This is a genomic window from Hahella sp. NS-SX17 (assembly GCF_057367735.1).
This window is the reverse complement of the sequence record NZ_CM170632.1, coordinates 6534743-6560883: the sequence shown is the minus strand read 5'-3', so window position 1 is coordinate 6560883 and position 26141 is coordinate 6534743. Positions and strand designations below refer to the sequence as shown.

Sequence of the window (26141 nt, the reverse complement as noted above, 5' to 3'; positions counted from 1 at the left end):
CGCAGTCAGCGGTAGCGAGTTGTTTTCGCTAGTCCTGGCGTTTCTAACTTACGTTTACTTCGTTCGGTTTACTGCTATTTCGGTCAGGGCAAGCAAGGCGTCTCGATATACGGAATGGGGGAGGCGCTCAAGTCTTGTTGCTGCTTTATTTGCGTAACTTCTTGCAAGCTTGATGGTGTAGTCCAAAGCGCCGGACTCTCTAACCGCAGCCAGAATGGCGTCCAGTTGCCCGAGTCCACCTTCTCTGATTGCTTTCCTGATCAGCTTTCTCTGGGCGTCATCGCCTTGTTGTTGAGCGTAAAGTAAAGGTAGCGTGGGTTTGCCTTCGGCTAAGTCGTCACCTACATTCTTGCCCATTTCTGTTGCATTGCCTTGGTAATCAAGAACATCGTCAATCAGCTGAAACGCAATGCCGAGTTCTAACCCAAACTCTTTCATATGATGGGTTGTTTCCGCGTCAGCCTGACAAAGAATCGCTGCGCTATGTGAAGCCGCCTCGAACAGCATTGCAGTCTTAGCGGTAATAACCTCCATGTATTGTTTTTCTGTTATGTCTGGGTTTTTGCAATTGGTAAGCTGTAGCACTTCCCCTTCGGCAATAACATTAGTGGCGCTCGCCAGTACTGACATCACATCCATGTCACCCAGTTCAACCATCATTTGGAAGGCGCGGGAATAAAGAAAGTCACCTACCAGAACGCTGGGAGCGTTGCCCCACTTTGCGTTGGCGGTGTCCCGACCGCGACGCAGGTCAGAAGTGTCGACAACATCATCATGTAGGAGGGTCGCTGTATGTAAAAACTCGATAATTGCGGCCAGTTTGAGGTAATGCTTTTCGGTGGCGCCCAAGGCATTGCTGACCAGTAAAACTAAGAGCGGGCGCAAGCGCTTTCCGCCAGAGTCAATAATGTACTGGCCAATCTTCTCCACAAGAGGAACCTTGGAGAATAACTGATTTTTGATGAGCCCGTTGACGGACAGAAAGTCTTCGTTAACGGCTGCGTAAATGGTTTCTGCCTGCATGCTTGAATGTTCACCGGGAGGCTGTCGCCCGCTATCGGATATCCGGCGTTATCGCCGGCCGGTTCGCATAAATGCGGCCGATTAAGTGATTACCGATGGGAGCGTGAGTGTCGACACTGGGTTTAGCACCTTACGGGAAGGGAATGCTAGGGGGGAAGTCCCTGCTATGTCAAGGTTTTGCGGGCATTTATAGGAGGGGGAGGCGGTTGGAAGTAGGTGCGCAAGCCCGTAATGGAAACTTAGGGGTATTCTCACATTCTCAGTTGCTCAATCTTTCTGCATTTTGTATAATCTCGCGCCCGCAAAAACCATTCCCTGTCAAAGGGTCACCAAAGAGTTTCCCCTGGCAACAGGCGCTGCGGCGGCATTCTCATTCAGTTTTCGGATGAGGCCGGTATTAAGTAATGGTGATGCATGAACTTCTGTTGGCCTGAGTGGTGATTAGCAATGCAGGCGGCGAAACGTTCATATCTAACCCGTGTGATTGGAGATTTATCTCATGTACGCAGTTATCGTGAGTGGCGGTAAGCAGCATCGCGTCAAAGAAGGCGAGCGCGTTAAGCTGGAAAAAATTGAAGTTGAAACTGGCGGTGTTGTTGAATTCGATCAAGTGCTGCTTGTCGCCAACGGAGACGATGTTAAAGTAGGCGCTCCCGTTGTTGATGGCGCTAAAGTGACTGCAGAAGTTGTGGCGCACGGCCGTCACAAGAAAGTCAACATCATTAAGTTCAGACGTCGTAAGCACCATATGAAGCGTATGGGGCACCGTCAGTGGTTTACTGAAGTTAAGATCACCGGTATTTCCGGCTGATACGGCAACTAATCTAGAGGAGTAATAACATGGCTCACAAGAAGGCGGCGGGTAGTAGCCGTAACGGTCGCGATTCAGAATCCAAACGACTTGGCGTCAAGCGCTTTGGCGGTCAATTCGTTAAAGCTGGCAACATTCTGGTTCGTCAGCGTGGCACCGAGTTTCATCCTGGAGAGAACGTAGGTTGTGGTCGTGATCACACTTTGTTCGCTAAGCAAGATGGCTTTGTTAAGTTCCACGTTGGTGGCCCGTTGAACCGCAGAACAGTCAGTATTGTCGCTGCGGAATAAGGCTGGCTCGTAACGTTTAAGAAGCTCCGCATTTGCGGAGCTTTTTTGTTTGCGCCGCATTCGCGTAGACCCTGTGTTATAAAAAGATGTTTGTAGAAGCTGGCTTGTGATGCTGGCGAAATTGTAATCGTTGGGAGAAAAGGCATGAAATTCGTTGATGAGGCCACAATTTACGTGGAAGCAGGTAAAGGTGGAAACGGCTGTCTGAGCTTTCGTCGCGAAAAGTATGTGCCCAAGGGCGGACCGGATGGCGGAGATGGCGGAGATGGCGGATCTGTTATTCTGGAGGCGGATGAGTCCATAAACACATTGATAGATTATCGTTATACCCGCAAGTTTAAAGCGGCTAACGGCGAAACCGGTAGGGGCGGGAACTGCACAGGGGCCAGTGGTGCGGACTTGGTGTTGAAAGTGCCTGTTGGGACAACCATTATTGATACGGATATAGATGAGGTGCTTGGTGATTTGGTGGAAGTGGGGCAGCAAATAAAAGTGGCTCAAGGCGGTTTTCACGGCTTGGGTAACACCCGATATAAATCCAGCGTTAATCAGGCTCCTCGTCAAACAAAACCAGGTCAGCCTGGTGAGTCGCGAAACATTCGTCTTGAATTAAAAGTGCTTGCGGATGTGGGGCTGCTTGGTTTGCCAAATGCCGGTAAGTCGACGCTAATTCGCGGCATTTCCTCCGCCAAACCTAAAGTGGCGGATTACCCTTTTACGACCCTGGTTCCTAATCTGGGCGTAGTTCGCGTGCAGGCGCATCGCAGCTTTGTTGTGGCTGATATTCCTGGTCTGATAGAAGGCGCTGCTGATGGTGCGGGTCTTGGTATTCGCTTTCTTAAGCACTTGGTTCGTACGCGGTTATTGCTGCACGTCGTTGATGTTTGCCCTTTGGATGAGTCGGACCCTGTTGAGTCTGCGGAAAAAATTGTTGCTGAGTTGGAAAAGTTCAGTCCTGCGCTGGCGTCTCGTGACAGGTGGTTGGTCCTTAATAAGACAGACTTACTGGCGGAAGATGAAAAAGAGGCGGTTTGCGCTGACATATTGAAGCGTTTGAATTGGACTGGGCCTAGTTACGATATCTCCGCCTTAGCGGGAGAGGGTTTGCAGCGCCTATGCCAGGATATTATGACCTGGATTGAGCGAAGGGCAGAGGAGGAGCGAGACAACCCTGAGGTTGCTGAGGCTGATCGCTTGAATCGAGATCAAATGGATCAAGAAGTTCGTGAGCGCATTCAGCATTTAAATGAGCAGCGTAAGCTGGCGCGAAAGAAATCGAAAGATTCGGACGACGATGACGATGATAGTGATGTTGAAGTTTTTTATGCGCCTTGATGGTTTTAGTGAGGGCGCGTGATATATGTCGACTAGGCTGCAACTAGGTCAATTGAACGAATCGCAGGCGCGAGCGCGTCTGCGGGAGACTCGACGCTGGGTAATTAAAATCGGCAGCGCGTTGTTAACTAACGATGGGCGCGGACTGGCCTTGGATGCTATGGGTCTTTGGGTGGACCAGTTAGCTGCCTTGCGCAAAGATGGCGTTGAAGTGGTGATTGTGTCTTCTGGCGCTGTGGCGGAAGGGATGAGTCGCTTGGGCTGGAAGGATCGCCCAAAGTTGTTGGATGAATTGCAGGCTGCTGCTGCAGTGGGGCAAATGGGCCTGGTGCAGGCATGGGAGGCTGAATTCAAGCGTCATGATACGCATACGGCCCAGATACTGCTGACTCATGAAGACCTCTCTGATCGTAAGCGTTACTTAAATGCCCGGGGGGCTCTATGGACATTGATTGATATGGGGGTGGCGCCCATTATCAATGAGAATGATACGGTAGTAACGGATGAAATCCGCTTTGGGGACAACGATACCCTGGCGGCTTTGGTGGCGAATCTGGTGGAGGCGGATCATTTGATTATTTTGACCGACCAGTCAGGGCTTTTTGATAAGGATCCGCGCTCGAATGCTGACGCTAGTCTGGTGGGGGTGGCTAAGGCTAATGACGCCGCATTGGACGGAATGGCTTCCGGTAGTTCTGGGGCGCTGGGACGAGGGGGGATGTATACAAAGTTACGCGCCTCCCGGTTGGCGAGTCGTTCAGGCGCCGCCACGGTCATTGTTGGCGGACGTATCGGCTCGGTGCTGACCCGTTTGCGTAATGGTGAAGAGTTGGGGACGCTTTTGCTTCCAGACCAGGAGCGCTGGGTAGCTCGCAAGCAATGGCTTGCAGGGCATCTTAAAACCCGGGGGCGGTTGGTGTTGGACGATGGCGCTGTTCGAGTGCTGACTCAGCAGGGGCGAAGTCTGTTGCCTGTTGGTGTGAAGTCTGTAGAGGGTGGTTTTCAGCGCGGAGAAATGGTGAGCTGCTTTGACCTGCAAGGTAATGAGGTCGCAAGAGGATTGGTGAATTACGACGTGGATGAAGCTGCGCGAATTGTTGGTGTAACTTCTGAGAAAATCGAGTCGATTCTAGGGTATATCAACGAGCCTGAGTTAATACACAGAGATAATCTGGTTTTGCTGTAGATGGTCAGTATAGAGTAGACAATAAAAAACCGGCATGTGCCGGTTTTTTATTGTTCAGAAGAACTTAGCTAGCCTTCAACGCTTTGATTTTTGCGTTCAGGCGGCTCTTGGTGCGAGCGGCTTTGTTCTTGCTGAAAATGCCTTTGTTGACCATGGAGTCAATGATTGGCGCCGCAGTAGTAAGTGCTTGGGTTGCGCCGTCATAGCTGCCTTGCTCGATCTGGGCGCTAACTTTCTTAATGTATGTGCGTACCATGGAGCGCAGGCTCATGTTGTGAGCGCGGCGTTTTACTTGCTGTCTGGCGCGCTTCTTGGATGAAGGATTGTTCGCCACCTTGAAACTCCTCAATGTTCGAATGCTGTCGGTTAGTGTCGCCGAAATAAATGACGCGGAAATATGCCGCTTTCGTGGTCATTTGTCAACGATTATGGCAAAAAAAATGATTGTTTTTCATTCAATGAAGATGGCGTTCCAGAGTAATTTGTTTTTCCACCAACTATCGCATGATAGGATGTGCCGCCTGTCATTGGAGTTGCCTCTTCGCCTCTCCTTCAAACACAAGTCTCCATTCTCCTTAGGTATGAACTATTTGTGAGCGCATCAGATTCGCATAATGATAAGCCTACACCGTCGCTTTTAAGGTCCAGTGGACTGGTTGGCATGATGACCATGTTTTCCAGGGTGCTAGGGCTCGCCAGAGATATTGTTATCGCCAACTTCTTTGGCGCTGGCGCTGGCGCGGACGCCTTCTTTGTAGCGTTTAAAATTCCAAACTTCATGCGCCGCTTGTTTGCGGAGGGCGCCTTTTCTCAGGCCTTTGTGCCCGTATTGTCCGAATATCGTACGAAGCAGTCGCCAGTGGCGGTGAAGGCATTGGTGGATAATGTCTCTGGCACACTGGGGCTGGTGCTGCTGGTTATTACTGTCTTGGCGGTAATTGCGGCTCCTTTGTTGGCTGCGCTGTTTGCTCCAGGATTTCTGGATGAAAATGATAAGTTTGCTCTGACCGTGGATATGTTGCGACTGACATTTCCCTATCTGCTGCTTATCTCGATGACAGCTTTTGCCGGGGCGATACTGAATAGCTATGACTACTTCGCTGTCCCTGCGTTCACGCCAGTATTACTGAACCTTTCTTTGATCGCGGCGGCTTTTCTGATTACGCCATATATGGATGAGCCAGTGATGGCTTTGGCTTGGGGAGTGTTAATCGCTGGAATGGCTCAACTGCTATTCCAACTTCCTTTCCTGTCCCGCCTGCAGCTGCTCCCTAAACCCAAAATAGACAGAAAGCATGAAGGCGTTCGCAGGATATTGCGCTTAATGACGCCGGCTATGTTCGGCGTGTCGGTCAGCCAAATCAATCTTCTTCTGGATACAATTTTGGCCTCCTTTCTTGTGACTGGAAGTGTTTCCTGGCTTTACTATTCTGACCGTTTGTCAGAATTGCCTTTGGGGGTTTTTGGGATAGCCATTGCGACGGTGATTCTGCCCAGCCTTTCTCGTAAACATGCTTCGGATAATGCTAAGGATTTTTCAGCGACTCTGGATTGGGCGATTCGCGCGGTGCTATTGATTGGCTTGCCCGCAGCGGTGGCTCTCATGACGTTGGCGCAACCAATGATCGCCACACTGTTTCAACATGGGGCGCTAACGGATTTTGATGTGAAAATGTCTGCGCAAAGCTTGCAGGCTTACTCTCTTGGCCTAACTTTTTTTATGCTGGTGAAAGTTCTGGCTCCAGGCTATTTTTCGCGGCAGGACACTAGAACGCCAGTAAAGATAGGGATTGCGGCGATGGTCGCCAATATGGTTTTCAACCTTGCATTGATCTACCCGATGGCCCATGCGGGTTTGGCTTTGGCTACATCTTTGTCAGCAGCGCTCAATGCGGGGCTGCTATGGCGTGGGCTGGTGAAAGCGGGGGTGCTTCAGCACCAATCTGGCTGGGGCTTATTCTTTTTGCGTCTTGTCAGCGCCAATCTCGTCATGGCTCTGGTTCTCGTGGCCTTGTTGCCTGCTGAGAATTTCTGGTTTTCGGCGAATACTGCGACGCGTGCATTTTGGTTGTTGGGAATGTGCTGTGCGGGCGGGGCGAGTTATTTCGCTTCTCTTTATGCGCTTGGCGTTCGTCCTCGTCAGTTTTTCATGCGTGGATAAGGGCCTCGCGTTAAATGAGAGCTCATAGATTGGGCAGGGCGCGCCACATGCTTTATAATCGCGCTTTTGCATGGCCGCTGTAGACGCATGAAACTGATTCGGGGACTGCACAACTTAAAACCATTCGCCTCTGGCTGCGTGGCGACTATCGGAAACTTCGATGGCGTGCATATAGGCCACCAAGTCATAATCAGTCAGTTAAAGTCTCGGGCTGAGAGCATGGGCGTTCCTGCTGTAGTGATGGTATTTGAGCCCCAGCCAAGAGAGTATTTTGAACGGCTAGAAGCGCCTGCGCGCTTGATGCGGTTTCGCGAGAAACTCGACGCCATCTCAGCTCTGAATGTGGACTACCTATTATGCCTTCAGTTTAATCGCCGGTTGCGCGGTCTGACTGCCCAGCAGTTTATCGATGAAGTTCTGGTTTCTGGTCTTCATGTCAAACACCTCGTGGTCGGCGACGACTTTCGCTTTGGGTGCGATCGTTCTGGAGACTTCCGGCTGCTGGAAAAATCCGGTGCTGTATCCGGTTTCAGTGTGGAAAATACGCCCACAGTGGAGGTGGCGGGGGAGCGCGTCAGTAGCACGCGTATTCGCACCACACTGGCGCACGGCGAATTTGAGCGGGCAGAGGATTTGCTCGGGAGGCCCTACAGCATCACTGGGCGCATCGTGCACGGGCGCAAGCTGGGGAGGCAACTAAATGCGCCTACGGCCAATGTTTCTTTGGGGCGCAAAAGGCCTGCATTGTCTGGAGTGTACCTTGTAAAGGCGACGCTGGCTTCGGACCAAGTCCGTTTTGGCGTAGCGAATATCGGCGTTCGTCCTACCATAGATGGTCTGGGGGTAACGCCGGCTCTGGAAGTTCACCTTTTCGAACATGCTGACGATATTTATGGTCAGCGGATACATGTGCAATTTCTTGAAAAGCTGCGGGACGAGCGAAAGTTCAATGGACTGGAGCAGTTGCAGGAACAAATACAAAGAGATATTGAAGGCGCTAAGAAGCTCCTGCAATCTATGCCGCTGCAAACCGTCAGTAGCGCTGGCTGATGTGTGTGGCGTAGGTCTGTAATTGAGCCTTCATCGAGTATGATAGGCCCGCTGTATGGCGGTCGCAGCAAGTGAATTGACCGTCACGAGATGTTATTCAATTGAAATTAGTAAAATGTAAGTGGATGGCAGGCGCAAAATCCTGACTTTGGCATATTTAGGTAAATTATGAGCGACTATAAGCACACCCTTAATCTTCCTCAGACCGATTTCCCCATGCGTGGCAATCTCCCGCAACGCGAGCCGGATATGCTGAAGCGCTGGGGAGATATTGAGCTCTACGAGAAGATTAGAGCGGAGTTTAAGGGGCGTGAGAAGTTCATACTGCACGACGGCCCTCCTTACGCCAACGGTAATATTCACTTGGGGCATGCGGTTAACAAGATACTGAAGGACATCATCGTCAAGTCAAAGACTGTGGCGGGCTATGACGCGCCTTATGTTCCTGGTTGGGACTGCCATGGCTTACCTATCGAGCATAAAGTCGAAACGATGATCGGTCGCGCTGGCGACAAGGTCGGCTATAAAGAGTTCCGGCAGAAATGTCGTGAGTATGCATTGGAGCAAGTGGCCAAACAGAGAGAAGATTTTATTCGCCTGGGTGTTTTTGGCGACTGGTTCAAACCTTATCTGACGCTGGATTTCAAAACGGAAGCGGACATCATTCGGGCGCTGGGCAAAATTGCGACGAGCGGACACCTGCAGAAGGGGTATAAACCCGTCTATTGGAGTGTTGTCGGAGGCTCCGCTTTGGCGGAAGCGGAAGTCGAGTATAAAGATAAGACTTCCAACTCCATTGATGTCAGCTATCCTGCCGAAAATGAGCAAGACGTATTGAACGCGTTTACTGACGCATCTGGAGAAGGGGTCGTATCCATTGTTATCTGGACTACTACCCCTTGGACATTGCCTGCCTCTCTGGCTGTGTCATTGGGAGCTGAGATTGAGTACGCTCTGACGCAGTGCAGCGTTGATGGCCGCCCGCAGCGTTGGATTGTAGCGGAAAAAATGCTTGAGTCTGTGATGTCTCGCTGTGGCGTGGAAGAGTATCAAGTGGTCGGACGGTGCTCTGGCCAGGATCTTGAAGGCAAGACATTCCATCATCCATTCTATGAGCGCAGCATTCCCGTTTTGCTGGGGGATCATGTCACCTTGGAAGCGGGTACTGGTGTAGTCCATACCGCCCCTGATCATGGTATGGAAGACTTTGCCGTTTGTAACAAATACGGCATCGAAACGATCAATCCATTGGATGATCGTGGCGTGTACCGGGATAACGTTGAGCTGTTCGCCGGGGAGCATGTCTACAAAGTCGACGATCATGTTATTGAAATACTGAAAAAGCATGGGCGTTTGTTAAGCCACGGTAAAATCACGCATAGCTATGCGCACTGCTGGAGAACCAAGACGCCTTTGATCTATCGCGCTACGCCGCAATGGTTTATCAGCATGGATAAACAAGGGTTGCGGGATCAGGCGATGGCGGAAATCAAGCAAGTACGCTGGGTTCCGTCCTGGGGACAAAACCGGATTGAAGCGATGATTGAGCAGAGCCCGGACTGGTGTATTTCCCGTCAGCGTACCTGGGGCGTTCCAATTGCTTTCTTTGTGCATAAAGAGACTCAGGAGCTGCATCCTGACACTGCGCGTCTGGTGGAAGAGGTCGCCAAGCAGGTTGAAAAAACAGGTATTGACGCATGGTGGGACATCAATGCGGAAGATCTGCTGGGCGCTGACGCGCAGAATTATGAGAAAGTGACGGACACCTTGGACGTGTGGTTTGACTCCGGCGTCACCCACAGCGCGGTATTGGAGCAAAGGGAAGAATTGGGACAATTTCCTGCGGACTTGTATCTGGAAGGTTCCGATCAGCACCGTGGCTGGTTCCAATCTTCTTTGAAGACGGCTGTGGCGATTAAAGGCAAGGCTCCATATCGACAGGTGCTCACGCATGGCTTCACTGTGGATGAAAAAGGCCACAAGATGTCCAAATCCCTCGGTAATGGAATTGAGCCTCAGGAAGTCATGAATAAGCTTGGCGCTGATATCCTGAGACTCTGGGTTGCGGCGACGGATTACAGCGCGGAAATGGTGCTGTCCAAGAATATCTTGGATCGTACGGCGGATTCTTATCGTCGTATTCGTAATACCTCTCGTTTCTTGCTCGCGAATATCAACGACTTTGATCCGCACAAAGACATGGTGGCGATGGGCGATCTGTTGGCGTTGGACCGCTGGATTGTCGATCGCGCCTGGCTATTGCAGGAAGAGCTGAAGAAAGCCTATGAGCAGTATAATTTCGTTCAGGTATATCAGAAGGTGCATAACTTCTGCTCTGTAGAACTTGGCAGTTTCTACCTGGACGTCATAAAAGATCGTCAGTACACCATGAAACTAGACAGCCTCGGCTGTCGTTCAGCGCAAACGGCGCAGTATCACGTAGTGGAGGCGTTAGTGCGCTGGATCGCGCCAATTCTGAGCTTTACTGCGGAAGAAATCTGGTCTCATATCCCAGGGCCACGTTCAGAAAGCATCTTCCTGGAGACCTTCTATGACGGACTGCAGCCTCTGGCTGAAGGATCTGAGTTGGGGCGTGAATACTGGGCCCGCTTGCTACGAGTCAGAACGTCTGTTAACAAAGCCTTGGAAGAAGCGCGCAACGCAGGAAAAGTAAAAGGCTCGCTTACAACGGAAGTGTCTCTGTTTGCTACGCCAGAGTTGCAGCGTGACTTAAGCGCTCTTGGCGAAGAGTTGCGTTTTGTGTTTATTACGTCTGGAGCGTCTGTGTTCGGTGTGGACGAGGCGTCTGAAGCCAATTCAGTCGCGACGGAAACGGAGGGGCTGCGAGTTGGCATCAAGAGTTCTGAGTACAAGAAGTGCGGGCGTTGCTGGCATCATCGGGAAGATGTGGGGGCTCACAGGTCGCATGAAGATTTGTGTGGACGCTGCATTGAAAACATCGATGGCTCAGGAGAAGAAAGGAAATATGCTTAATGGGTGCGCAGACTAGTGAAGTCAGTCAAGGCGGAGGCGAAATGCAAAAAGTGAATCCGGGCATGCTGCGTTGGCTGTGGCTGACTTTAGCGGTTATCGTCCTTGACCTGGGGACCAAATGGTATGTGAGTGCGAATATGGTTCTGGGCGAGTCTGTGCCTGTTGCGCCCTTCTTCAGTTTTACGCTGTTGCACAATACTGGCGCGGCGTTTAGCTTTCTGGCGAATGCTTCAGGCTGGCAGCGTTGGTTTTTTATCATTCTAGCAGCGGTAGTCAGCGTGGTTTTAGCGCTTTGGCTGGCGCGGCTAAATCGTGAAGAACGCTGGATGGCCTGCGCCCTCAGCCTGGTGTTGGGCGGAGCTCTAGGCAACCTGTATGACCGTGCTGTACTTGGGTATGTTGTTGACTTTCTCCACTTTTTTTATGGGGGGTATAACTTCCCCGCATTTAACTTTGCAGATACCGCCATAACTATTGGCGCTTTTATGATTGCGATCGATGTATTTCGTAATCCTTCTGGTGTGACGGAAGCCAAGTAATTTAAAGAGATAATGCAATGACTGAGATGTTTGTCGGCGCTGGAACCCTGGTAACTCTGCACTTTGAACTTCGGTTAGAGAGCGGGGAGGTCGTCGACTCTACTTTTTCCGGTAAGCCTGGAGAGTTTGAATACGGCGATGGCGTGCTTCCTGTGGGCTTTGAGGAGCTGTTGAGGGGAATGCGGGCGGGAGAGCGCAAGCGCTTCTCCGTCCTTCCTGAGAAGGGGTTTGGTATGCCAAATCCTAATAATGTTCAGGAGTTCCCGTTGGATAGCTTCCCGGACAAAGGCAGTCTGGAAGTGGGAATGGTCATGTCCTTTGCTGACGCCGCGAAGGCGGAACTGCCAGGAGTGATCAAGCTCATTGACGATGGTGTTGTGACCGTGGATTTCAATCATCCGCTTGCGGGGCATACACTGGACTTTGAGGTGGAGATCCTGGCGGTAAAAGAATCACAGACTGACAAACAGGAGGGCGATCATGGAAATTAAGCTGGCCAATCCCCGCGGATTCTGCGCAGGGGTGGATCGCGCTATAGAAATCGTGAATCGCGCTCTGGATGTATTCGGCGCTCCGATTTATGTGCGTCATGAGGTCGTGCACAATCGCTTTGTAGTGGAAGGCCTCAGAACAAGAGGGGCTGTATTTGTGGACGAGCTTGATGAAGTCCCGGACGGCGCGTTGGTGATTTTCAGCGCCCACGGCGTATCTCAAGAAGTGCGTAATGAGGCTGACTCCAGGGGATTGAAGGTTTTTGACGCAACCTGTCCTCTGGTTACCAAGGTTCATATGGAAGTAATGCGTTACTCTAGAGATGGGCGGGAATGTATTCTGATTGGCCATGCGGGGCACCCGGAAGTGGAAGGCACCATGGGGCAATATGACAGCAGTAATGGCGGCGCAATCTACTTGGTCGAAGATGATGAGGATGTCGGAAAGCTTGTCGTTAACGATGCCGGTAATCTCGCCTACGTTACTCAAACGACTTTATCGGTCGATGACACTGCTCGGGTGATCGACGCGTTGCGGCAAAAGTTTCCCGAAATCAAAGGACCGCGTAAAGATGACATCTGCTACGCGACGCAAAACCGCCAGGATGCGGTCAAAGAGTTGGCGGCTACATGCGACGTGGTGCTGGTGGTGGGCTCGGTGAACAGCTCTAACTCTAACCGCTTGCGAGAGTTGGCGGAACGCATGCAAACGCCAGCTTACCTGATAGACGGCGCCCATGAAATTCAGCCGGACTGGTTTGCTGGCGCGGCCAGCGTTGGCGTTACTGCAGGCGCATCCGCGCCGGAGGTGCTGGTCCAACAGGTCGTGCAAAGGCTGAGAGAGCTGGGCGGTGAGGCTCCGGCGGAAATTGCCGGACGCGAAGAAAATATCGTCTTCTCCATGCCTAAAGAACTCAGAATCCCCGTCGTTAACCAGTCATGATTAAACTGGAGCGCAGCCTGACCTGTGCTCCAGTTCACACTTCCCCTCCCGTTGTTACCGTTTATCCCGCAAATGCTCCGTTTATCGTGCGGCGCATGACTATGCTATCCATCTAAATTATTTTTAAGGTGCTGAAGAAGGATGAGAATCTATGAAGCAGAAAGGTTTTACATTAGTTGAGTTGATGCTGGTGCTCTTAATCGTCGGCGTTACATTAGCCTTTGGGCTGCCCGGAATGGGTTATGTTATTGATAGTAATAGAGTTACATCAAGTACCAATGAATTGGTAGGGGCCCTTAATCTTGCCAGGGTTGAGGCCGTAAACCGAGGAGGAATGGTTAGCGTGGCTGCAACCGCAGGAGACGCTGATTGGCAGGGTGGTTATCATGTCTGGTTGGATTCCGATAGCGACGGTGTGTTTGATGCTGGAGAGCAAATACTAAGGACTTTTGAAGCGTTTAAGGATGATTCCACGTTAACAGGCCCCGCTGGAGGCGTGTCCTTCACTGCTTCAGGCTTTTCCCGCAGTACTTCTAATATCAGGTTGTGTAGCGTCAATGACAACATCGTAGATAGAAGGATTAATATATCTCTTGCTGGTCGAGTTACTGTATTTGAAGAGGAGTGTCCCTAATGGTTAATCAAAAGGGCTTTACATTAATAGAGATATTGGTGGCGGTAGTTATTTTAGCTATTGGACTATTAGGCGTCGCAGGCCTTCAAACTCTTTCTGTAAAAGCGGCTACCAACTCAAGCGCCCGCAGTCAGGCAATATATCTCGCGAATGATATGGCGGATAGAATCCGTGCTAATGGTGCGGGTAGAGCAGCAGGAAGTTATGACTCTATTTCCGGCAAGGCCCAAGTTGCGAGTTGCTTCACTTCATCAAAGTGCTCTGCAGCAAATATGGCGTCGAATGACAAATTCGATTGGCTGGCCGAGCTGTCTAATAGGCTGCCTAATGGCTCAGGCGAGCTCAGTAGGAGTGGAAATCTTTATACAATAACGATTACGTGGGATGAGCGAGTTAAGCAGGGCGCTGGCGCCGATGCTAATAGTGCGATTGAGCAAGCGACGCTGAATTATACCTTTGAGCCGTAGGAGTTTGATGATATGACCATGGGAAGACAAAAAGGGTTGTCTATCGTTGAAATGATGGTCGCTTTAGCATTAAGCGCATTATTGATTATCGGTGTTGTTCAGATTTTTAACTCTAATAAGGCTGCATTTCGAGTCCAGGATGCGTACGCGAGAGTTCAGGAAAATGGGCGAATAACCAGTGAGCTAGTCACAAGAGAAATTCGTAGCGCTGCTTATTTAGGCTGTGCAAAAGGGTTGGATTTTACAAATAATGTAGATGCAAGCAAGTATAGTGATGCTGATATAAAACAAGTGCTTTCGTTTGATGGTACTAATATGGTGGAAGCATTTAATAACGTGACCGATACATCTGGTACTGACTTGGCGAACTACGGTTTGACTGTAGGCGCTGCAGCCCAAAATATTGTATCAGGCACAGATGTGCTGATTTTAAGAGGGGCGGGGCCGTGTGAAGGCGGAAAGGTAGTGCAATATAACGCTGGCGGTGCTGGAACTGCACAGTTCAAAATTGAAAGTGCAGAAAGATGTGGGTTAGAACAAAATGATATTATATTAATTACAAATTGCCAGAATTCCGAGTTGTTTGCAATTTCAAATAAGCCAGATGGGTCTGGTTCATCGGGTAAAGATACAATAGCCCATGGCAGTAATGTAAACCTATCCAGTAAGCTGTCCGGAATATACTCTTCAGACGACTCTTATATAATGAAGTATAGAGAAACCATATTTTATGTTGGGAATGGAACGAATGGTAGGCCCTCTCTTTTTCAGGTTCAATTTGTAAAACACGATGCACAAATCCTGGAGCTGGCCGAAGGGGTTGATAATATGCAGGTGCTAATGGGAGAAGATGATAACGAAGATGGCACAGTGGATAGTTATCTGGAGCCAGGGGATGCGTCATTGGAGAACGATAAAGTTGTAAGTGTCAGAACTACATTTACGCTCAGCTCCAGAAACGAGGTTAGTGAAGGCGCTGTAGATCAAGTCGTACAAACTACCCTTCAATCGGTAACCACGGTACGTAATAGGGTCAAGTGAATCAGGAGAGTTTAAATGAGGCGTAAACAGTCTGGGGCTGCGCTTTTTATCAGTTTAATACTGTTGCTAGTCTTAACTATATTAGGGGTGGCTTCTATGAATGATAGTGTCATGCAGGGGAAAATGTCTTCTGCCATTCAGGATTCAAACCTTGCTTTTTATGGCGTTGAATCTGCCGTTAGGCAGGCGGAGTCAAGCCTGGAGGCAATGGCCACAATGCAGGGCTTTGGAACAGTGGCGGGCTTATATTCTGAAACGGACAAACCAGATATTTATGATAAAACATTTTGGTCTGAAGATACCAAGACAATTAAAGCTAATGCAGTGGATCTCAAGAAAGAAGTGGGCCTCAGCGAAGATCCTAGATATATCATTCAGTACGTAGGTGAAGTTGCGGACCCTAACTCTAACACTAATCTGTCCTTGGAAAACTACTCGCACGATAGTGGCGCTGGTGAAATATTAGGCTTTCGTATTATTTCACGGAGCACTGGTGGGTCAGGTAACTCGCAAAGAGTTGTGGAAACATATTATGGGAAGCGTTTCTAGTGCTTACGCGAATAGAGGTATAAGTAAATGAATAAGTTGCAACAAAGACTGTTGTGGTGCGTGTCAGGCTTTGCCACCATTTTTCCTTGCGCAGGATTTGCCGGATCATTAAATTTGGCGAACCAGCCCTTATTTATCGGCGCTAGTGTTCAGCATAACGTAATGTTGGCGATCGATGATTCTGGAAGTATGGATTTTGAGGTGTTGTTTGACAGTGAAAAGAGTGACCTTAATCTAAATAGCAATGGAAACTTTGTAGAGAATGGTGTTTACGCATCAACTAACACTAGATATGTGTATTTATTTCCTAATGGATCAGCTAGCCCATACTACTCAGGCGGTACTGAGGCGGCAGGAAGAGTCATTGACTGGCACGCTATTCCCCCAATTCACGCATATGCCTATACTCGTAGCCCCGATTATAATAAATCCTATTATGATCCTAACGTTACGTATGAGCCCTGGCCTATATATGGAGGGGCTATAAAAGGTTTGGATGGTAAAACTGATATTGCCAGCTTTGGAAATGCATCAATAACATCTACGCCGTATGACCCTCTTGTCCCTAGTAGGACTCTAAATCTTTTTAGCGACTTTACCCCCCCTGCTTCAAAGGATTGGCTGTTTCGTATCGCTGATAACGATATGGTGTGCGACGACAGTGGCAATACAAGGTCTTCATGCTCCGGGTTAAAAACTATTGGTAGTAATCAATACTATGCAAAAGCTTACTATCCAGGCACTTATTATTTAAGGTCTACCACTGGGACATACACATATAGTGCAACGGGCTCGATTGGGACGGTACTGTCTGCAACAGATAGCGAGCTGTTTGAGGCTGAGAACAATATCACTGAAGGAACCGAGTTTAAGAAAGGGACGACCCTTAACGCAGAAGGAAATTTGGGTACATCAACTTCAAGTTTTTCCTATATCGCTAGTGACGCTGCAGGAGGGAACTTTATTGGGTTGCGAAACCTCTATGATGGCACACCCGCTCGAGCAGATTCTGTCCCTCTTTTTACCACTGGGGAAGCTGTTTTTGATCTGAAACTCACTGGCACCGTGAACATATGGATACGACGTTGGTTTCCTAGTGGCTCAAAAGACTCTGTCTGGCTGAGCCTTGATGGATTAGGGAACGATGACTATGACCCGATTAATAATGATTCCGCCAGTAACCATTGGGAAACTGTTGGCGGGCAAGAGTGGAATGAGTGGTATACGCATGACTCCAGCTCTTGGACGTCCTCATGGGTTTGGGAGCGCTGGACTCAAGTTAATTTGGCGAGTGCGCCGAACAAGCTGAGAATGAGGTATAGAGAAAATGGGGGGTTTATTGACCAAGTCATTGTTACAAAGGACTTAACGCTGGTGCCCAGCAATCAGGCAGCTATGGACACTGATACCGGTGTAGCATATTCATGTGGTGACTTAGTGCCCTCGAGATATGACACCTTCTTAAGGAACCCTGGCCGCTTTAAGTTTTCTGCCTCATCCAAGATTGTTGCTTTGGGGCCAGATGGCGCATGCATAAAAAAATATAAAATTGCAGGGACAGACTCTGGCTCTTTTGATAACGGAGCAACAGCGTCTGGTCGAGTTGGTGTTACAGTGGCGCAAGAGAAACAAAACTTTGCTAACTGGTTTACGTACTATAGACGCCGCCATCTTGCTACCAGGGGAGCTATTGGCCACGCATTTCAAAGTATAGATGGGATTAGAGCTGGCTTATTTTGGATTAATAACCGACGCACTGTCTCAATGTATAACATGGATGATGGTGCAGGCAATACCAGTTTTCTATCAGACAACTACAAGCATGTAGGTTCAGGAGGCACTCCGTTGCGTAATGCGTTAAATCACGCAGGAACGCAATACTCTCGTACTGATACTAATGCGCCTATTAGTCAGATGTGCCAGAAGAACTTTACCCTTCTTTTTACGGATGGCTTTAACAACAATACGCTAAGCTCGGAAGTCGGCAATTTTGATGGCACAACTCTAAATAAGGCGAATGATGGCTATTTTAACTACACAGCCAGCGCGCCATTTTCAGACGCTACTTCGGATCTCTTGGCTGACGTAGCAATGAAGTTTTATAACAAAGTGCTAAGAACGGATGACCCTTATCCTAAGGAAGGAAGTGGTATTGTATCCATTCCGTCAGAGTGTAGTGAGACTAAGCCTTCTACGATTTTAGATTGTAACTCCAACTTGCATATGAATACCTATACAGTTGGATTAGGCGCCAAAGGGGAGAAAGTATACGGAAAGGCTTATTCTGGAGGAACGTACACGAAGGTTGAAGATGCGCACATCAAGCCTCCGGCATGGCCTGCTGTAAGTAACAGCGAAGATCCGTCGCAGGTCGATGACCTGTACCATGCTGCTGTAAATGGTAGAGGGGAGATGTTTAATGCTCAAAACCCCGCCGCGTTGACGAAAGTGCTCAGTGACGCAATGCAGGATATTTTGAAGGCAATAGGCTCCGCCTCTACCGTGACCTTTAATACTGCGTCGTTAAAAGAAGAAAGCGCCGTCTATTCCGCCAGCTTTAACTCATCAAGTTGGACTGGTGATTTGCAGGCTCTGGACTTAGATATAAATGGGGATGTCATACCCTATCCCAAGGTCTATGATGCAACCTATCAAGGCTGGTCAGCCGAAGATATTTTGAATGCGCGTTTAAAGAAACTCGCTGATCCGAGTACTCCTGCAAGTGAACGAGATGAAAGAAATATATTCACTTATAGTAATACTTTAGGTGGCGCAATTAACTTTAAGAGTGACGCGGACAACTATAAACTTCTTGAAGCAAATCAAATTACAGACCTGAAGGTGGGAGCTGCTTCTGGCAAGGAAGAAGAAATGGCCAAAAATCGCATAGAGTTTATGCGAGGAAAAGATATAACTGGTTTTCGTTCAAGAAGCAGCTACATGGGAGATGTAATTAATTCTTCACCTGTTTATGTCGGGCAACCGTCTCAAAACTATCCAGATCAAGATCCCTTTGGAGTGGATGACGGTAATAGACGTTATTCTGACTTTAAGTCTAGCAAAAAAGACCGTAGACCTATTGTATATGTCGGCGCTAACGATGGAATGCTTCATGGGTTCAACGCGAACCCTAGAACGAGTAAAGACGATGCGTCCACAATAGTTGATGACCGCGGACGGGAAGTAATTGGATACATTCCTAATTTGATATATTCAAGCGATTCATATAAGGGGCTGCACTACCTGACAGACCCAGATTACAGCCACCGCTACTATGTTGATCAAACTCCAATTGCAGCAGATGTGTATACCGATGATGCCTGGCGTACAATATTAGTGGGCGGATTAAGGTCTGGCGGTAAAGGCATATTTGCTCTAGATGTAACCGATCCGAATCGTTTTGAGTCAGATGATGCCGCAGAGATTGCTAAGATAGCTTTGTGGGAATTTGACGGTGGGGCGAATAAAGTTGATATGGGGCTGCAACTTTCAACTCCTTTGGTCGCCATGATGAATGACGGCAGATGGGCGGTTATTTTTGGAAATGGAACAAATAATGACAGTAATACAACTAAGCTATTTATTGTCTTCGTTGAAAAGGTAGCTGGGAGCTTAACCTATAAAGTGATTGACACGTTGTCTAGTGACTCTACAACTGAGGCTTCGACTATAGGAGGCTTGTCAGGGGTGTCTGTTGCTGACATAGATGGTAACAGGACTGCGGACCGTATATTTGCTGGTGATATGAACGGTAATATGTGGGTGTTTGATGTGTCGTCAAGCGACCCCAATGACTGGAAGTCGGCCTATCGGGCAAATAATTCGCCATCCGCGACGCCAGTTCCTCTCTTCAAAGCGAAGGATGCAAATGGTGTTGCCCAGCCAATTACATCAGCTCCAAATTTATCTTTTCATCCGGAGAAACCAGGTTCAGATAATATTTTAGTGGCTTTTGGTACGGGTAAATATTTGGAGATAAGTGATGCGGGTACTCCGCCAGCGAATTATATGCAGACGCTGTATGTTGTTTGGGATAAAGACAATAACTCCGCTGTCACTGGGCGTACTGCTTCAGTCCCAGATCCTTCGAACTTGGCGAAAGTTTTTCTGAAGCAAGTCAAACAAAATGTCAAAATTGGCACGAACCCTGACGGGACGGACATTATGGAGGAAATTACCGTCCGCTTTGCAACAGAGAAAGATCCCAAAGACTCCACAGGAGCAACAGGCAGCGAGGTCGATTGGAAAACTCAAAATGGATGGTATATGGACTTTGATGCGGTTGACGATAAAGGGACCAATATTTCAGCTGAAGATGGAGAGCGCTTGATAATTAAGCCTCTTATCCGGAACGACCATTTGGTTTTTAACACTCTGATTCCTGAGACTGACCCTTGCGGTAGTGGTGGGCATAGTTGGCTAATGGCTATGTCCATTACAAATGGCTTAACTCCGCCCAAACCAGTTTTTGATTTAAACAATGATGGTGTAATCAACTCAGACGACGCGGCTGTGGCTGGTAAGGGAACATATGATGCAGTGGTTGGAAGCGTCACAGTGATGGGCGATAACCTTTATTTCACTAATGCTAAAGTGGAAGGGGGAAGTGGGGACTCTGTTCCCAATAGAGAACTAACTGACTTTGGCGCAGGTGACCGTGAAGGACGCCTTGGCTGGCGTGAATTGATTGACGATTAGGAGTTAGCAATGTTGTCTGATAGTAAGGGTTTCTCACTCATTGAGTTAATGATTGTTGTCGCAATTATTGGAGTCATCGCAGCATTTGCTTACCCTAGCTATGTCGAATCGACTGCCAAGTCTCGTCGCGCTGACGCACAGTCAGCGCTTATGGGGCTCTCGTCTGCGATGGAGCGGTGGTATACGGGGAATAGCTTTAGTTATTTAGGAGCGGCAACCGGAGGGGGCAATACCGGTGCTCCTGTTGCGACTTTATTTCCGTCACAAGCGCCTCTAGATGGCGGGACAAAGTACTATAACTTGGTTATATCTGCTGCAACCGCTAGTACATTTACATTGCAGGCGCAGCCTATCGGCGCTATGACGGGGGACAGATGCGGCACAATTCAGTTGACGTCGGAAGGTGTTCGTTCGGCAGTTGAGAATGATTGCTGGCGTTAGCTGGAATAGTTGTAGAGGAATAATAAAGGCGCTTAGCGCCTTTATTATTTTGACAGGCTCGCTCATTTTGACGATATTCTAGCCCTCCCTCCGCGATTTATTATTATAGTCGAGCTAGTGTCGCTGAGGACGTTACGTTGCGATAGTGAAAACGTCCCGTTTTGTTTATAAGTTAAACCTGTTGCTTGATATATAAGGTAGTTGCTTCCGCCCCAGGCCTTCCAAGTAATATTAAAATCAGGTAGTGGGGGCATCATTCTTAATACTGGCTCTTCTGAATCTATTTCTTCGTTCTTATTCAAATCAACAAAGACATAGAGTGGATTGTTCCAGTCGGCAACACATGTTTTTGCATTAGGGGATGGACAGAGGGTCGCTTCTCTTCCTACGCTTACAGCTGAGTTGCGAGTAAAGTTAATAATACCAAGCAATTGATTGGTCGCAGAAATAGCTTTTTGACTTTGAATAAATTGAAGAAGTTGGGGATAGCCGATGCCTGCGACGATGCCAACAATGGCGAGAACGGCCAATAGCTCAATGAGGGTAAATCCCTTGCGGTGCATAATTCAGTTCCTTCTGTTTGGGTAAACCGATTCCAATCGGAAGGCGTATTATGCAGATTTTTTGGCGTTTGGCTAGTGATTAATCGATGTGGGTGATTTCTATTCAGTTGAGGCCGGCTTCTCTCTAGTGGGGAAGGATTACTCCATCCCCAGCTTTTTCAGACGGTAACGTAGAGCACGAAAGCTGATCCCCAGCTTTTTCGCTGCGGCTGTTTTGTTCCATCGCGTTTCTTCAAGCGCTTTTTCAATCGCTTGCTTCTCAATATTTTCGAGAAAGTGCTCAAGATTGACTTTGTTTTCGTCGAATTCAGGAACATCCAGCTCCATGCTGTCAGTTACAGAGCCATCTGAGTCTACTTTAGGTAGATGTATGTCATCTTCGTTGATGACATCGTCCTCACATAAGGTGAATGCGCGCTCCATGATATTCTCAAGTTCGCGTACATTGCCTGGAAAATAGTAAGACTCCAGCTTCTGCATAGCGTCTCTACTAATTGAAGCGTTGGAAACCTCACACTCGTCAGCTAATTGTTTAAGAAAATGATTGGCGAGGAGAGGAATGTCTTCTTTTCTTTGGCGTAAGCTTGGGACTCTCAGTTCGATGACATTTATCCGATAGAAAAGGTCTTGGCGAAATCGCCCTTCCTCTACTTCACTGTGCAAATCTTTATGGGTGGCGGAGAGTATGCGTACATCAATAGGGATCTCCTTCTGCTCACCGACTGGGCGTACTGCTTTCTCCTGAATCGCGCGTAAAAGCTTAACTTGCATTGTTAGAGGTAAATCAGCGACTTCGTCGAGAAACAGCGTTCCGCCATTCGCAGCCTGAAACAGCCCCACTTTGTTTTCTACTGCGCCGGTGAATGCGCCTTTCTTGTGGCCGAAGAACTCGCTTTCCATTAATTCGCTGGGAATAGCGCCGCAGTTGACTGGTACGAAGGGTCCTTCATTTCTAGGTCCTTGCTCATGGATAGACTTGGCGACCATCTCCTTGCCGCTTCCTGACTCGCCGCTGATATAAATCGGCGCTTGGCTTCGGGCAAGCTTTCTGATCTGCCCGCGCAGCTTGTCCATCGTAGGTGATTCGCCGAGTAGCTGGGTTACTTGCGGCGTTGATTTGGGGACGTCATTTTTAGACAGTTTCAACGCGCTGTTTACAAGCTCACGCAAGCGGGCGAGATCCACGGGCTTGGAGACGAAATCAAAAGCGCCGGCCTTTAACGCAGAAATTGCCGTATCTATACTGCCATAAGCTGTAATGACTGCTACAGGCGTGCTGGAGGACTGTTTTTGGATATAGGCGACAAGGTCAATGCCGTTTCCGTCCGGCATGTTCATGTCCGTCAACACGAGGCTGAAGCTTTCTTCACTTAATAGCTGTTTGGCTTGCGTAATATTTTCCGCTGCTCGCGTTTCTATCTGCATGCGGGTCAAAGTGATTTCGAGTAGTGCACGAATATCGGGTTCGTCGTCGACTATAAGTACTTTTTTTATCATAACTGATTGTTCTATATGGCTCGTTTCGGATGGGGAAAGGTGATGCGGAAGCAACCGCCCCCTTCCTGTCTTGTGAGATAGTCTAACTGCGCCTGATTAGCTTCACACAGCTCTTTGGATAAGTATAAACCCAAGCCTGTCCCTTTGGGGTCGGTTGTGAAAAAAGGCTCAAATAGATGATTCAATTGCTCCTCATTGATGCCAGGGCCAATATCTATCACGTCAATAAAAGCTTGCCCTGTCTCTTCAACTTCACCCACGATTAGCTTAATCCAAGAGCGTGCGCTTTCCTGTTTACTGTAACGCAACCCGTTGCCTACGAGGTTATTGAGTATTTGGTTTAAGTGATTGGGATCGAAGCGGCCATGAATGTCATCCTTTAAGGGCCGTATTTCAATTTCTGCGTCACGGGTGCCGGCGGCGGTGTAGTCGCAGACAAAGTCCGTTAGCCAGGGAATTAGAGTTAGCATCTGTGGTGAGCTGATTTTTCTGCGTGACAGGCTTAGTACATTTTCAATGATGCCGTTCATGCGAGTGGCGTGTCGTAAAATTATCTCCGCCATTTGTTTGTCGGGAGGCGTTAATTCCTGTGACTCCAATAACAACTGTGCGGCGTGGCTGGCTGCCCCTAGCGGATTTCTGATTTCATGAGCTATTCCCGCAGTCAGTCTGCCCAATGAGGCTAATTTCAGTTGCTGTGCTTGCTGGGCGATTTTTCCGGTGTCTTCAAGGAAAATCAAAATGTCCTGCCCCTCTTCCTTTTGCAGAATAGCGAAATTAGCTTGCAGAGGCGCTCTATTGGCGGAGCCGCGGAATGGGGTGGTTTTTTTACTTGGGTCTTCCTGCCACTCTTGCAATCGGAGTAATAGGTCTTCTGGTAGTGTGGTCAGCTCATGTCTTTCATCTACACTCAACAAGCTCTGTGCGGCCTGATTCGCCATTCTTACTCCACCTTTTTCGTCCGCGACGATAATGCCGGTTAACATTCGTTGAATGATCTGGTGATTGAGTTGCTCAAGCTCCAGGATATTTTGCGCGCGTTTACGCGCAAGGTTTTCGCTGGTGGCAATACGTATGGAGAGGTTTTTAACGAGCAGCGCGGTGGCGAAGTACACGACCCCTAAAATGCCTACGCGGAATACATCGTCCACATCGCTGTATTCGGCGACCATCCGATATATTTCCTGGGAGACAACCCCCAGACTTGCTATGGCCGCCAGCAATGTACCTAACTGTCCTCGTAAAATTATATTGCCGGCGGCGACGCTGATGACCACCATGTTTCCCAGTCCACTTGAAACGCCTGAGCCGAACAAGAGCATTGCAGAAATCAAAAGGAGCTCTAAAACAACTGACACCATGGCATGGCGTATTTCAGGTCTAAAGCCAGCTAGTAATAAAAAGCCCGTAAATACGTGAATCGCCAGATAGCAGATAACGGCGACTTCGAAGTAAAACGGCGAGAGGTATTGGCTGACGCTGGCTGGGCTTTGCAGATACAAGGCGCTTACCAGGATGATGCCCACCGTCACTCGGTAGTGGTTATAAACCCGGAATAGCCGGTTGGTGGTTTGTTCTACATCTATGCTTAAATCGGACATGCGCGGCGCCTGCAACAAAACTATCCTTGAAGAAGTGAGCTATATGTTTAATTCGGTGCTTGCGGAGACGTGTCCGGCTTTGGAATTATTTCGGTATAGTGCTCAGAATTTTAATGAAAACAGTATAATGCAAACTTTCCCAATGTTTGTGTGACAGATGGTAACCAGAATGACGCAGCTTAAAGTCGCTTTTGCTCAGATCGACTGTCTGGTCGGAGATATTCCCGGCAATGTAGATAAAGTAATAGAAGCCGCTGAGACGGCGAAAACTAAATTTAACGCTGACTTGGTGATATTTCCTGAACTGACTTTGACTGGCTATCCGCCTGAGGATTTGCTGTTGCGGGCCAGCTTGCAAGTCAGGGTTGAGAAAGCTTTGGAGCGGATTCTCAGCTCGGTGAAAGATATTGCACTGGTTATTGGCTTTCCCTGGCGTGAGCAGGGCAAGTTGTATAACTGCGCCGCTTTTATAGATGGGGGCGAAATAAAGGCGAAGTACCGCAAGAGGTGTTTACCAAATTACCAGGTTTTTGATGAGAAACGCTATTTCGAGCCAGGCTCGGAAACTGTGGTCTTGCCATGGAGAGGTTTTAACTTGGGCATCTCTATCTGTGAAGATGTCTGGGAGGAAGGGCCTATCGCGGCGACGGCCGCTGCGGGCGCAGACTTTATCGTAAACATAAACGCCTCCCCATATGATATGGCCAAACACCAGCAAAGACGCACGCTTGTTCAGTCTCGCGCTGTCACTAACAACACTCCAATCCTGTACGTGAACATGATCGGGGGGCAGGATGAACTTATATTTGATGGTGGCTCGTTTGCGGTTAATCGGCTCGGACGAGTTTGTTTCAGCGCGCCTCAATTCGAAGAAGGGATTTTTCTACTTGATTTGAATGACGTTATGCATGACGAAGGCCGGGAGACCGCTGAACCAGCGGCCGCAATGACCGTAGAAGAGAGTGTTTATAAGGCGCTGGTGACCGGGGTGAGAGATTATGTGAATAAAAACCGGTTCAAGTCAGTGGTCATTGGTTTGTCTGGCGGCATTGACTCTGCTGTCACCCTGGCGGTCGCAGTTGATGCTATCGGCGCTGACCGGGTGCGGGCAGTGATGATGCCATTTCGCTATACCTCGAAAATGAGTCTGGAAGACGCGGAGGCGGAAGCGAAAGCACTGGGCGTTCAATATGATGTGGTCCCAATCGAGCCTGTTTACGACCAGTTTATGGGAGCCTTGAGCCCCTTGTTCGCAGGCTTGGGTCGCGATACGACGGAAGAGAATATCCAGGCGCGAATACGTGGAGTCATTTTGATGGGGATCTCAAATAAAACCGGCGCACTGGTGTTGACCACTGGTAATAAAAGCGAGATGGCTGTTGGCTATGCGACCTTATATGGCGATATGGCGGGGGGCTATGACGTTCTGAAGGACGTCTTTAAGACCATGGTGTTTCGCCTGGCTTGGTTTCGTAATACGTTATCGCCAGTTATTCCTGAGAGGGTTATTACGCGCCCTCCATCTGCTGAATTGGCTCCGGACCAGAAGGATGAAGATAGCTTACCTCCCTACGAGGTTCTTGATGAAATCCTGTCCTTATACGTTGAACACGACATAAGCGCTGACGGTATTGTTGCGAAGGGCTTTGATAAGGACACAGTTTATCGAGTAGTGCGCTTGGTGGACATCAACGAATACAAGCGACGTCAGGCCCCTGTGGGAGCGAGAATCACTATGCGAGGGTTTGGACGAGACCGACGCTACCCGATTACCTCTGGCTGGAAGTTGGGAGAGTAGGGGCGTTCGTTTAGGTATTAGAAAAGGCC

22 protein-coding genes are annotated in these 26141 nt (G+C 48.8%); 17 read left to right on the top strand and 5 right to left on the bottom strand.

Features of this window, described 5'->3' with window-relative positions; all coding sequences use genetic code 11:
* Positions 1-54 precede the first annotated feature (54 nt).
* The gene (locus tag AC2IBB_RS29335; RefSeq protein WP_486330205.1) at positions 55-1023 is read right to left on the bottom strand and encodes a polyprenyl synthetase family protein; all 969 of its coding nucleotides are present in this window, start codon (positions 1021-1023) and stop codon (positions 55-57) included.
* A 499-nt stretch (positions 1024-1522) separates the two neighbouring features.
* Here AC2IBB_RS29335 and rplU point away from each other — a divergent pair, with 499 nt between their 5' ends.
* From rplU to proB, 4 genes are all read left to right on the top strand, one after another.
* Complete coding sequence (gene rplU / locus AC2IBB_RS29330) at positions 1523-1834, top strand: 50S ribosomal protein L21 (RefSeq protein ID WP_486330204.1); 312 nt, start codon at positions 1523-1525, stop codon at positions 1832-1834.
* Between the two features lie 29 nt (positions 1835-1863).
* Complete coding sequence (gene rpmA / locus AC2IBB_RS29325; protein ID WP_279506315.1) at positions 1864-2124, top strand: 50S ribosomal protein L27; 261 nt, start codon at positions 1864-1866, stop codon at positions 2122-2124.
* A gap of 144 nt (positions 2125-2268) precedes the next feature.
* Positions 2269-3459: an Obg family GTPase CgtA gene (gene cgtA, locus AC2IBB_RS29320; RefSeq protein ID WP_486330203.1), complete on the top strand. Its 1191-nt coding sequence runs from the start codon at positions 2269-2271 to the stop codon at positions 3457-3459.
* A 25-nt stretch (positions 3460-3484) separates the two neighbouring features.
* Positions 3485-4645 (top strand): glutamate 5-kinase, encoded by a 1161-nt coding sequence (gene proB, locus AC2IBB_RS29315; RefSeq protein WP_486330202.1) that lies wholly within the window; start codon positions 3485-3487, stop codon positions 4643-4645.
* Positions 4646-4709: 64 nt separating this feature from the next.
* Here proB and rpsT read toward each other — a convergent pair whose 3' ends face one another.
* Positions 4710-4979 (bottom strand): 30S ribosomal protein S20, encoded by a 270-nt coding sequence (gene rpsT, locus AC2IBB_RS29310; protein WP_011399647.1) that lies wholly within the window; start codon positions 4977-4979, stop codon positions 4710-4712.
* Between the two features lie 327 nt (positions 4980-5306).
* Here rpsT and murJ point away from each other — a divergent pair, with 327 nt between their 5' ends.
* The 12 genes from murJ to AC2IBB_RS29250 all read left to right on the top strand — a co-directional run bounded on the left by murJ (position 5307) and on the right by AC2IBB_RS29250 (position 20653).
* Positions 5307-6806 (top strand): murein biosynthesis integral membrane protein MurJ, encoded by a 1500-nt coding sequence (gene murJ, locus AC2IBB_RS29305; RefSeq protein ID WP_486334008.1) that lies wholly within the window; start codon positions 5307-5309, stop codon positions 6804-6806.
* Positions 6807-6893: 87 nt separating this feature from the next.
* Positions 6894-7856, top strand: coding sequence for a bifunctional riboflavin kinase/FAD synthetase (gene ribF / locus AC2IBB_RS29300; RefSeq protein WP_486330201.1), 963 nt, complete (start codon positions 6894-6896; stop codon positions 7854-7856).
* Between the two features lie 168 nt (positions 7857-8024).
* Positions 8025-10850 carry an isoleucine--tRNA ligase gene (gene ileS / locus AC2IBB_RS29295; protein ID WP_486330200.1) on the top strand — a complete coding sequence of 942 codons (2826 nt, stop codon included), beginning with the start codon at positions 8025-8027 and terminating at the stop codon, positions 10848-10850.
* Complete coding sequence (gene lspA / locus AC2IBB_RS29290; protein ID WP_486330199.1) at positions 10850-11389, top strand: signal peptidase II; 540 nt, start codon at positions 10850-10852, stop codon at positions 11387-11389. Before ileS ends, lspA begins: the two co-directional genes overlap by 1 nt.
* 17 nt (positions 11390-11406) lie before the next feature.
* On the top strand, positions 11407-11880 hold the full coding sequence (fkpB, locus tag AC2IBB_RS29285) for an FKBP-type peptidyl-prolyl cis-trans isomerase (protein WP_486330198.1): 474 nt from the start codon (positions 11407-11409) through the stop codon (positions 11878-11880).
* Positions 11870-12823: a 4-hydroxy-3-methylbut-2-enyl diphosphate reductase gene (gene ispH, locus AC2IBB_RS29280; RefSeq protein ID WP_486330197.1), complete on the top strand. Its 954-nt coding sequence runs from the start codon at positions 11870-11872 to the stop codon at positions 12821-12823. Before fkpB ends, ispH begins: the two co-directional genes overlap by 11 nt.
* Positions 12824-12974: 151 nt before the next feature.
* Positions 12975-13457, top strand: coding sequence for a GspH/FimT family pseudopilin (locus tag AC2IBB_RS29275; RefSeq protein ID WP_486330196.1), 483 nt, complete (start codon positions 12975-12977; stop codon positions 13455-13457).
* Positions 13457-13924, top strand: coding sequence for a type IV pilus modification protein PilV (gene pilV / locus AC2IBB_RS29270; RefSeq protein ID WP_486330195.1), 468 nt, complete (start codon positions 13457-13459; stop codon positions 13922-13924). Before AC2IBB_RS29275 ends, pilV begins: the two co-directional genes overlap by 1 nt.
* 12 nt (positions 13925-13936) lie before the next feature.
* A complete protein-coding gene (locus AC2IBB_RS29265; protein WP_486330194.1) occupies positions 13937-14965 on the top strand; it encodes a PilW family protein in 1029 nt (342 codons plus the stop codon).
* 15 nt (positions 14966-14980) lie between these two features.
* On the top strand, positions 14981-15514 hold the full coding sequence (locus AC2IBB_RS29260) for a pilus assembly PilX family protein (RefSeq protein ID WP_486330193.1): 534 nt from the start codon (positions 14981-14983) through the stop codon (positions 15512-15514).
* A gap of 27 nt (positions 15515-15541) precedes the next feature.
* On the top strand, positions 15542-20212 hold the full coding sequence (locus AC2IBB_RS29255; protein WP_486330192.1) for a pilus assembly protein: 4671 nt from the start codon (positions 15542-15544) through the stop codon (positions 20210-20212).
* A gap of 9 nt (positions 20213-20221) precedes the next feature.
* Complete coding sequence (locus tag AC2IBB_RS29250) at positions 20222-20653, top strand: type IV pilin protein (protein ID WP_486330191.1); 432 nt, start codon at positions 20222-20224, stop codon at positions 20651-20653.
* 62 nt (positions 20654-20715) lie between these two features.
* Here the strand turns inward: AC2IBB_RS29250 and AC2IBB_RS29245 are convergent, their stop codons facing one another.
* The 3 genes from AC2IBB_RS29245 to AC2IBB_RS29235 form a co-directional block, all read right to left on the bottom strand.
* On the bottom strand, positions 20716-21216 hold the full coding sequence (locus tag AC2IBB_RS29245) for a GspH/FimT family pseudopilin (RefSeq protein ID WP_486330190.1): 501 nt from the start codon (positions 21214-21216) through the stop codon (positions 20716-20718).
* A gap of 138 nt (positions 21217-21354) precedes the next feature.
* Positions 21355-22713 (bottom strand): sigma-54-dependent transcriptional regulator, encoded by a 1359-nt coding sequence (locus AC2IBB_RS29240; RefSeq protein ID WP_486330189.1) that lies wholly within the window; start codon positions 22711-22713, stop codon positions 21355-21357.
* 11 nt (positions 22714-22724) lie between these two features.
* Positions 22725-24329 (bottom strand): sensor histidine kinase, encoded by a 1605-nt coding sequence (locus AC2IBB_RS29235; RefSeq protein ID WP_486330188.1) that lies wholly within the window; start codon positions 24327-24329, stop codon positions 22725-22727.
* A 154-nt stretch (positions 24330-24483) separates the two neighbouring features.
* On the opposite strand from AC2IBB_RS29235, the gene AC2IBB_RS29230 reads away from it, so the two are divergent.
* Entirely contained in the window at positions 24484-26112 is a 1629-nt protein-coding gene (locus tag AC2IBB_RS29230) for an NAD+ synthase (RefSeq protein ID WP_486330187.1), read from the top strand.
* Positions 26113-26141 lie beyond the last annotated feature (29 nt).